This window comes from Prevotella sp. C561 (assembly GCF_000224595.1).
GTDB lineage: Bacteria > Bacteroidota > Bacteroidia > Bacteroidales > Bacteroidaceae > Prevotella > Prevotella jejuni.
This window is the reverse complement of the sequence record NZ_JH114146.1, coordinates 192,011-201,505: the sequence shown is the minus strand read 5'-3', so window position 1 is coordinate 201,505 and position 9,495 is coordinate 192,011. Positions and strand designations below refer to the sequence as shown.

At 41.2% G+C, this 9,495-nt stretch carries 5 protein-coding genes, 3 pseudogenes and 1 CRISPR repeat array; of the genes and pseudogenes, 2 read left to right on the top strand and 6 right to left on the bottom strand.

The annotated features are described in order from the left end of the window. Positions 1 to 462, top strand: a pseudogene (locus HMPREF0666_RS09730) (IS1380 family transposase); the annotation flags it as partial. Between the two features lie 179 nt (positions 463 to 641). Continuing rightward, positions 642 to 996: a CRISPR direct-repeat array (repeat unit 47 nt; unit sequence GTTGTACGTGCTAATGCAAAGATACACATTTTGAAGCAAATCACAAC). 163 nt (positions 997 to 1,159) lie between these two features. Here the strand turns inward: HMPREF0666_RS09730 and HMPREF0666_RS16685 are convergent. The 5 genes and pseudogenes from HMPREF0666_RS16685 to HMPREF0666_RS09700 all read right to left on the bottom strand — a co-directional run bounded on the left by HMPREF0666_RS16685 (position 1,160) and on the right by HMPREF0666_RS09700 (position 8,227). Beyond that, a pseudogene (locus HMPREF0666_RS16685) lies at positions 1,160 to 2,614 on the bottom strand (transposase). 141 nt (positions 2,615 to 2,755) lie between these two features. Continuing rightward, positions 2,756 to 4,216, bottom strand: a complete 1,461-nt coding sequence (locus HMPREF0666_RS09715; RefSeq protein ID WP_083822541.1) for a PepSY-associated TM helix domain-containing protein — start codon at positions 4,214 to 4,216, stop codon at positions 2,756 to 2,758. 424 nt (positions 4,217 to 4,640) lie between these two features. Further along, the gene (locus HMPREF0666_RS09710; RefSeq protein ID WP_009012197.1) at positions 4,641 to 5,258 is read right to left on the bottom strand and encodes a hypothetical protein; all 618 of its coding nucleotides are present in this window, start codon (positions 5,256 to 5,258) and stop codon (positions 4,641 to 4,643) included. 186 nt (positions 5,259 to 5,444) lie between these two features. Beyond that, on the bottom strand, positions 5,445 to 7,676 hold the full coding sequence (locus tag HMPREF0666_RS09705) for a GH92 family glycosyl hydrolase (RefSeq protein WP_009012196.1): 2,232 nt from the start codon (positions 7,674 to 7,676) through the stop codon (positions 5,445 to 5,447). 119 nt (positions 7,677 to 7,795) lie between these two features. After that, complete coding sequence (locus HMPREF0666_RS09700) at positions 7,796 to 8,227, bottom strand: hypothetical protein (protein WP_009012195.1); 432 nt, start codon at positions 8,225 to 8,227, stop codon at positions 7,796 to 7,798. A 574-nt stretch (positions 8,228 to 8,801) separates the two neighbouring features. Between HMPREF0666_RS09700 and HMPREF0666_RS09695 the strand changes: the two genes are divergently transcribed. Then, positions 8,802 to 9,119: a BlaI/MecI/CopY family transcriptional regulator gene (locus HMPREF0666_RS09695; protein WP_009012194.1), complete on the top strand. Its 318-nt coding sequence runs from the start codon at positions 8,802 to 8,804 to the stop codon at positions 9,117 to 9,119. Here the strand turns inward: HMPREF0666_RS09695 and HMPREF0666_RS16680 are convergent. Beyond that, positions 9,112 to 9,495 (bottom strand): annotated as a pseudogene (locus HMPREF0666_RS16680) (IS30 family transposase); the annotation flags it as partial. The gene HMPREF0666_RS09695 and the pseudogene HMPREF0666_RS16680 sit on opposite strands and share 8 nt — an antisense overlap.

Sequence of the window (9,495 nt, the reverse complement as noted above, 5' to 3'; positions counted from 1 at the left end):
GAAGGAAAGTCATACAGACTTGTCGTACAGCGTAGTCCTTCGAAAGACAAGGATGGCAAGCAACGGACGGATATGTTCGGAGTAATATACACATACCGCTGTATCCTCACCAATGACTGGGTGTCTACCGAGAAGGACATCATTACATTTTATAATGAGTGTGGAGCAAGTGAAAAGAACTTCGACATACAGAACAATGACTTTGGATGGTCACATTTGCCATTTTCCTTTATGGCTGAGAACATGGTTTTCATGATGGTTACTGCCATGCTGAAGAACTTCTATCTCTATCTCGTCCGTCATATCAGCGAAAAGGTCAAGCCGCTGAAAAAGACAAGCAGACTGAAAGCCTTTATCCTGCATTTTGTCAGCATACCAGCAAAATGGGTGAGAACGAGAAGGCAGAACGTTCTGAACCTATATACAAATAAAACATACTACTCTGAAGTATTCCTTGAATAAACAGTATTTCTTTGTGGCTATCATATCCCCCATTGGGTTTGGGTGGGGGGATTTTATGCCTATGCAAGAACCAAGAACCCCAGAAAATTCCCAAATCAATGGATAAATCCCAAAATGTCACGTCAATATATAAAAGTAGATCGCAAAGAATAATGCTGCGGAATTGAGGTAACTTTCCCGTTGTACGTGCTAATGCAAAGATACACATTTTGAAGCAAATCACAACAGCACCGCTTGTTATAAAATAATCGACTATGTTGTACGTGCTAATGCAAAGATACACATTTTGAAGCAAATCACAACTATTTGCATATAGAATTATTTATTAATCAAGTTGTACGTGCTAATGCAAAGATACACATTTTGAAGCAAATCACAACTACTGGAAAAAATAATAAACCTCTTTACGAGTTGTACGTGCTAATGCAAAGATACACATTTTGAAGCAAATCACAACTTAAGTAATATGGGGCATGTTTGGTTCTCTGTTGTACGTGCTAATGCAAAGATACACATTTTGAGGCAATTCACAACAGAGGAATAATTCGATTTACGTAATTCAGTGTTGTGTGTATTCTAATGCAAGATATACATAAAATAACTAAAGTTTCCCACCCCTTCAAACACTGTTTTTTCTCATTTCCCTTTGCTTGTCGTCCCCCATATTCATTGACTTTTAACACATGACTAATAGAAGTTATGTAGTCTGCCCATATACTTCATCCCATTTTTTCAATGCTTCAGCCATTACAAGGATTTTGATCAACTCTTTGTCGTTGCCGCTGATCGTAGCCATAAGATGTTGGGGCGTCAACCCAAGTGTTTCTCCTAAAATACGAAGAATGCGTTCAATACAGGCAAGAACTCGCTTCCATAACGTGAGTGCCATGAGGTCGTCCTCCATATCCGAAAAGAGTTCGCCCATGGTTTGATATTCTGTGAATCTCTTTTCCAAAGCCATGACAGTATATGTAAGGTAACACAGCGTTGCGTCGGGTATCTGACCATTAAAGTCGCAACCTTGATAACCTCCTAATCCGAGATATTGCTTAGTCTCCTTGTTCATCACTTCTATGTTCCATCTGATCTGATATACTTCAAAGGCGTTTACGAAAGACATCGTTGTATCCGTGGTGATCAGGACGTTCCATGCGGAGTTCCTGCCATACTTGATGAGGAAGATTCTAACAGGTATATTTCCTAAGTGTCCGCTGAGCTGAATATATCGACATTTATACTTACGGCAGTTCTTTCCTCGTTCGCGTTCATAGGTGGCAATGAGTTCTGCAGCATTTTTCTTCCTGCCTGATACGGTATATTTCGTCTTTCCCATTTTTGCAAGTCCAACAAAGTGCATTGTCCCTTTACCTATGCTTCTAACACATGACATAAGTTGCTCGCAGGTGAACCAACTATCGGTAACCACATACTTCGCATGTAACCCCATCTTCCATCCACGGCGAAGCATATCCATGACAACTTACATCTTAGACATCTTACACTCTTGAAAGCGCTTATAATCGGGGTTATCACTATTCCTCTTGATATGATATGCCTTCCTACGTTGCTGTTTTGTCAGCCCGCAGTCGCCTTGTTTCCCTTTTTCCTGATGCAGTGAAAAAACAAAGGGTATGGTTGTTTTGCCGTCAAAGAATGCACAAAGTAGCAGTTTGTAGCCCAATACGCACCTACCTTTTACATGGTCGAAAACACGACTGATACCCTCCATCCTCACGCCACTCTTCTCAAGCACGGTGTCATCTATAATGAAACATGTAGTGGTATTGGATTGAGGAGCTTCGCTATACTTACGTAAAAGGCATATATAACGCAGTGCAAAGTGGTTCATCAAGCGTCTCCAATCCATCTGCGGGCGAATCATCATCCGATAGAAACAGTTCTTACCATGATTTGAAAGCTCATATATCTTATGTTTGCATATACTGTGAATACTTTCACCCACAATGCGGAAGAGGCAAAGAGAAAGGATTAACTCCGAAGCCGAAACCCCGTCATGTTTCTCTAATGACAGGCGAGATAACAAGTGACCAATACCAAACTTGCCAAAAAGATGAAATAAATCATCACTCATTCGAGTTTTAACATTCAAAAGTTTGGATAACTCACTTATTTTCTCTATTTTTGCTTCCATAACAGTTTTGTTGTTTTGTCTTTAAAATCAGTTCTTTAGCGATTACTAATTTACAAAGAAAATTCGACAAACTGTTATTTTTCTATCTATTTATTAGGGTGGGAAACTTTAGTAAAATAATTATAAGAAGATTATTCCCACCTACGCCTTCTTCCCAGACACAAGGGTGAAGATGATGAAGAGGCCTATAACGAAGATGAAGAGGAAGGAACCTAACGCACCCGCATAGATACGGCCGGTGTGAACCTCTAAAGCAAGACTCCAGAGCGACATGGGCTTGTTTTTTAGTGTGTCTGGCTGTTTTGCGAATGAAGAACCTTGGAAATAGGTGGCTATACATTCCTTGTTTGTGAAGTCAGAACTATAGCCAGAGATTGTCTGTTCGTCTGGAGCTGTACCCGGTATACCTGGAGTAGAGACCATAGCATCGTTGTAGTAAAGCACTGCATTGCTCTTTCTATCCCAATAAAATAGGCCATCGAAGGAGCCTACAATCCATGCTTTGTTAATTGCATATTGCCAGACATTCTGTCCCATAACACTCACTGGGGGTGCTGTGGTGATTGGTGTTGGCTTTGACGAGAGGTTTCTAAGAGAATAGAAACCTTCTGACGTTGAGATAAGCCAGTCATGAACTTGCTCATCATAACGTATCATTCTCAGTTTGTCATTCCAAGGATTATCATTGTCTAAGGTTGTCCCAGGCAATGGCTTCGTACTGTTTGTAGCAAGGAGAATCATGAGTGGGGGACGTAAAGCCCATCCTGTTATTGCGATAAACAGTGTCAGAGCGAAGGTGTAATGCCCTATCTTTGTATGCCAAACGACCATTGACGTTGCTTTATGGCGAATCCAATACCATATACCCGTTACGCAAAGGATGATTAAGATAAGTCCAATCCCATCGACGATGAGTTTTCCTATTGTCCCAAACAGTGCACCGCTATGCAAAAGCCATATTTGACGGAACAATGACACCTTCCCTTCATTTCCCTCAGCAGCCTGTAGTGTGACGCAAGTAAATTTCTTATAAGGAGCTGTAGCATAGTAGAGATGAGAGCGCGAAAGCACGATGAGCGTGTCACCATGTGTGGTTATGTCGGTCAGTAGTTCGTCATCTTCTTGCTTTGGGAGGTCGACTGTTTGCCAAGATGCGTTCTTTCCCAGTTTATATAGGTTGATGACGCTAACCGCAAAGAGGTTATTCTTTGGAGTCTTAGCCATTCCTCGCATCTGGCGATAGTCAGCACCCGTAGGCAGTCCTTGGTTGTATTCTGTAAAGTTCGTAGCCGTTGTGTCAGTCTGGATGATGCCTGCAGCACCATATATGAACACTTTTTCATGGTTTTTATTATCTTTGTAACGTAATGTTCCACGTAGTAATCCGTTATTCCATTGGCTGAATTCGTATTGACCGGGTAATATCCCACGGCTTACATTGATATCTGCAAAGAGTTGACGATGGTTGAGTACAATACCAGAAAGGCAGAACATTACCAAGAAAAATGTAACGACAATTCCAACCCATTTATGGTGTTTGCGCCATGTTTTACGTTTCATATTTTGTTGTTCGTGATATGTTGTTTTTTTACTCAGTTCTATAACGAGATACAAACTTACACAAAAATACTGTAATTAGAGCCTTTCTTGATGACATTTTTTCGTTTACATGTGTACTGTTAGGCGTGTAAATGAGTGTTATAACTTACCAGAAGTATTTAGCTTACGTGTCAACTGAATATAAACCCTATCAGTTTGCCTAATTTCTTTTCATGAAAAAAATATTTATTGTCGTGAAAAGAAATATTTATGTTCATGGAAATAATTCCTTGGAGACGGTCTTCTCATTTGGTTGTAATAGTTTGCTGCTTGCTTCCTCTTTGTCTTTTCCGTCTTTGATAGGATGGTTTAAGGTAAGTAATCTTGGCTCAAGACATAAATAAAAACCCCAGTCAACAGGGCTTTACACTGGGTTAAGCAACTGTTAACTGGGGGGATATGTGTTATAGGCTGGGCCTATCTTGTCTTATTTTCTCGTCACACGAACATATCTCATCACCTTCTTAACGACTATTCTCCGAAGGTTGTTGTCATTAAACTTGGTCTGGGTCAGTTCGAACTCATTGTTGTTAATAAATCTGACTTGAAGGTTCTTGCGTGTCTTACCATCTATCTTCATAAAGAATCCATCACGGCGAAAACCATACACTCCTGCGTCGTCGTCACGTTTCCACCTGCCATTGTCCTCTCTCTCTATAACACTCATGGTTCCATTACGGTAGAAGTCGAAGCGATGCAACTCATCATCGAGGTCGTCATCATCATGTCCAACGAGCGAGCGAAGGTCAACACGCTCACCAGTCTTGAAGTCTATTGGGAGGAACTTATAGTCATCATATCTGTCGATTATGAACCCCACCTTATATTCCTTGTGTGTTCTCGGGTTACGCACAATAGCATAACTATCCTTATTGGTCAATTCCCACGTACCAACAATCCGTGTGTTGTTGGTTGGTGTGGCTGCTACTTGCTGATTGTCATTATTTGCGTCGTTGTTTGTTGCGTATGAACTGGAAAATGTAAACAGTCCACCTAATACTAAACCAGTGCACAAAGCGCGTTTAGAAGAAAAGATTTTTCTCATTGTTATGTACTCATTTTTGGATTAATATGACACAAATATACGCAAACAAATTATAATATAGTTGATGAGTCAGTGCCTTTTTAAGTGATTTTATAGGATTAGTTGACATAATGACATCCAATTAACAGATTTATTCTAATAGGTATGAAATCTGTTAGTTGGATGCTAAAGGAATAAGATAACTTTCTATTTCACAGGTTTATCGCCCATAGTGAAGTCTATTTCAGGACCTGTTATCAGTTGTTCATGTTCAAGATAATAATGTGGATAAGGCTGTCCGTTCATTGTTATATGCTGTATGAAACGGTTGTCTTTGTTGTTCTTATCTGCACGGAGCGTGATGGTTTTGCCATTCTCAAGGTGTACCTTAGCCATGTGGAAGTAAGGCGAACCAATCATGTATTGTGTGCTACCGGGACAAACAGGGTAGAAGCCGAGGGCAGAGAAGACATACCAAGCCGACGTCTGACCATTGTCTTCATCGCCACAATAGCCATCTGGCTGTGCAGAATAGAGTCGGTCCATCACCTCACGCACCCAATATTGTGCCTTCCATGGCTGTCCGCTGTAGTCATAGAGGTAAATCATGTGTTGGATAGGTTGGTTTCCATGTGCGTAATTGCCCATATTCATGATTTGCATCTCACGTATTTCGTGAATGGTGAAGCCATAATAGCTATCGTCAAAGACAGGTGGAAGTTGGAAGACACTATCCAACATTGCATTAAACTTGTCGTATCCTCCCATCAGCCGTGCCAGTCCTGCAGGGTCATGAAACACACTCCATGTGTAATGCCAGCTATTTCCCTCCGTGAAGGCATCGCCCCATTTGAAAGGATTAAATGGCGTTTGAAAACTGCCATCCTCGTTACGTCCACGCATCAGTCCTGTCTCCTTGTCGAAAACCTTCTGATAGTTCATTGCACGAAGTTTGTAGGGTTTGAGCTCCTTTGCGCTCTTTCCGAGTTTTAAACCTAACTGATAGATGCACCAATCGTCGTAAGCATACTCTAAAGTACGGGCAACGCTCTCGTTAATTCCCACGTTATAAGGTACATAACCTAAGCGGTTGTAATAGTCAAAGCCTTTGCGTCCAGTCGAACTAACGCTTGGATGTACGGCATTCGCCCCATGAGTAACAGCTTTCCAAAGGGTCTCTATGTCATAACCTCGCAGTCCTTTGATGTAAGCATCAGCTACGACCGAGGCCGAGTTGTTACCCACCATGCAGTCACGATGGCCCGGACTCGCCCATTCAGGTAGGAAGCCACTCTCCTTGTAAGCATTGACTAAGCCTGTTTGCATCTTTTCGTTCATTGACGGATAGACGAGGTTAAGCAATGGGAAGAGCGAACGGAAGGTATCCCAGAAGCCTGTGTCAGTAAAGAGATAACCCGGTAGTACTTTGCCGTTATAGGGACTGTAGTGGACGGGATTACCCTGTTCGTCGAGTTCATAGAACGTGCGTGGGAACAATACGGAGCGATAGAGGCAGCTATAAAACGTGCGAAGATGGTCGATATTGTTGTCTTCTACTTCGATACGTCCTAATATGTTGTTCCATTCCTTCCTACCTTCTGACTTCACCTCGTCAAAAGTCTTGCCCTCAACTTCCTTGAGATTACGCAGTGCTTGTTCGTCACTAATAAACGATGAGGCTACCTGTACATTCACTTGTTCGCCTCGTCTCGTGTGGAACCCCACTACGGCCATAGCGTGATTGCAGGTAGAGACGGTCTTTCCATCAGACAGTTTCCCATTTTCAACACAACCCATGTAGGTGAAGTCATGGTCGAAACGAAGTACAAAATAGTTCTTGAAACCATTTGGTACACCTCCACTATTCTTTGTTGTATAGCCCACGATCGTACGCTTATCAGGCATAATCGTCACAGAAGAACCCTTGTCAAAGGCGTCAACAACAAAGTAGGCCGCTTCTGTCTGTGGATAGGTGATGCGCATAGAAGCAGCCCGACAGGTAGGACTAATCTCTGCTGTGACATCATGGTCAGCCAGATATACCTTATAATAATAGGGTGTTGCTGTCTCTGCCTTGTGGGAGAACCAGCTTGCACGTCCTTCCTCGTCAAACACCTTTTTACCCACAACAGGCATGACAGCGAACTGTCCGTAGTCATTAATCCATGGACTGGGTTGGTGAGTCTGCTTGATACCACGTATCTTATCGGCTCCGTAGGTGTAAGTCCACCCATCTCCCATCTTTCCTGTCTGTGGTGTCCAGAAGTTCATACCCCATGGTAAGGCGATGGCAGGATAGGTGTTGCCTGTTGAAAGCTCTGACTTTGAGGCCGATCCAACTAAAGGATTTACGTAGTCGACAGGGTTTTGCACAATGAAAGCATGCCCATTAACGACGAATGTCAGTAAAAGAAAAACAAGAAAAAGGTTTCTTCTCATATTTTGATAATGTGATTTGTTATTGATATTTTAGGCTAAAAGTAAATTTATTAGTATGATTTTCTTAATGATGCAAAGTGTTAAGGGAACTATGTTGATAGTAGCTAACACTGCTGAACTTATTTTACAGCCGACTTCCATATCCATAATTCGCCCATCTGGAAGCGTACTAATAGTTTTGAACCAGCATCGGTCAGCATAATACCTTTGGTTCCAGGTTGTAAGAGGAATACCTCTCCTTGATTTAGTTGGTCGATGACAGTTGAGTCTTTGCGGCTTGTCTCATTAGGACGAGGGAGTAAGTCGAGGTTGTTCGCATTAACTGCTCCGAAGCAAGAGCTGGTGAGTGTCACCTCGTTCACACGGTTACTAACGAAGCCTGCATCCCTTTTGTTGGCATTTTGTACGGCTTGGTTGCCTTTGTCAACTATTTCGGTAGGAATCGTCCTTACGTTGTGATAAACCTCTTTTTGAGGCTCTTCTTTTGCTTTGTTACATCCTGCAAGCATCAAGACGGTTAGTGCTAAGAATGTGTATAGATATTTTGTCATTTCTGTTTGGTTCTTTATTCGTAACTACAAAAGTACGCTTTTACGTGCATACAGGCAAAAGATTATGAATAAAAACACTTGTTTAGCGTGATAGTGCAACACTACGCCTGTACTTTAAGGGCATGGTTCTTGCGAAAGTCGTGGATGATAAACCAACGAAAATACGGTGGAATAGATGGTACATTATTACTAATTATTTTTTATTTTACGTTGCTGTCATATTTAACACTTCGTGTAACTTGTTATAGGTGAGTGTGTTAGATAATCGTAATGTGTGACAGCAGTGACAGCAAATTGGGTTTTTATGAAATTACCTTATTGGCATTCTACTGAAAAGACAGACGCAACCAGCTATTCATGCGTGTCTCTTTTCGAAGCCTGAAAAATATCAGTTTTGTAGGTGAAAAGCACCTTAATGAAGATGAGATATTTGTCTTTGTCTTGTTACTAAATATTCGTATTAGATTGATAAACAATTAATAAAATGCAAGTATTAGGTTTTCTTAACGCTAATAAGTTGTGTTTTTTACGAATGTTTCGTAGCTTTGCGACATAAAACAAGCGTTGAGTGGATATGGAGAAACTAACTAAACAAGAAGAAGACGTGATGTTGCAGGTATGGCGGTTGGGTTGTTGCACAATCAAAGAGGTGTTGACACAGCTGCAAGAGCCGAAGCCTCCCTATACTACTGTGGCTTCCATCATGAACAATCTGAAGCGTAAAGGATATGTGAGTGCCGAACAACAGGGGCTGACCTACCATTTTATAGCGAAGATAAAACAGTCGGATTATAAGTCTGACTTCATGCACAGTTTTGTTGATAAGTATTTTAAGAATTCCTTTCGAGAGATGGTTTCCGTGAATTCAACAAGCAAGTGCAAATTTACTTAATTAGTTCGTAAAAGCAGTCCTGTGGTGTTTTAAAATCTAATTTCTTTCTTGGCCTCATGTTAATTTTCTTTGAATACTTAGTTATTTGTTGCTGGCTGATATGCTCAAAGGTTTCTTTTTTTGGCACGTATTGCCTAATTAGTCCGTTAGCATTTTCTATAGCGCCTTTCTGCCATGAAGCGTATGGGTCAGCAAAATATATGGTAACACCAAGGCTTTTGGCTATCATTTCATGACAAGCGAATTCTGTACCATTGTCAGTTGTAATAGACTTGATATGGTCTTTGAAAGGAGATAGTAAGTGTATTACAGTTCGTGCCAGTTCTTTGGCATTTTTCCCCTCTTTAGTTTCTCATAAACAACTATGTTTGTACTA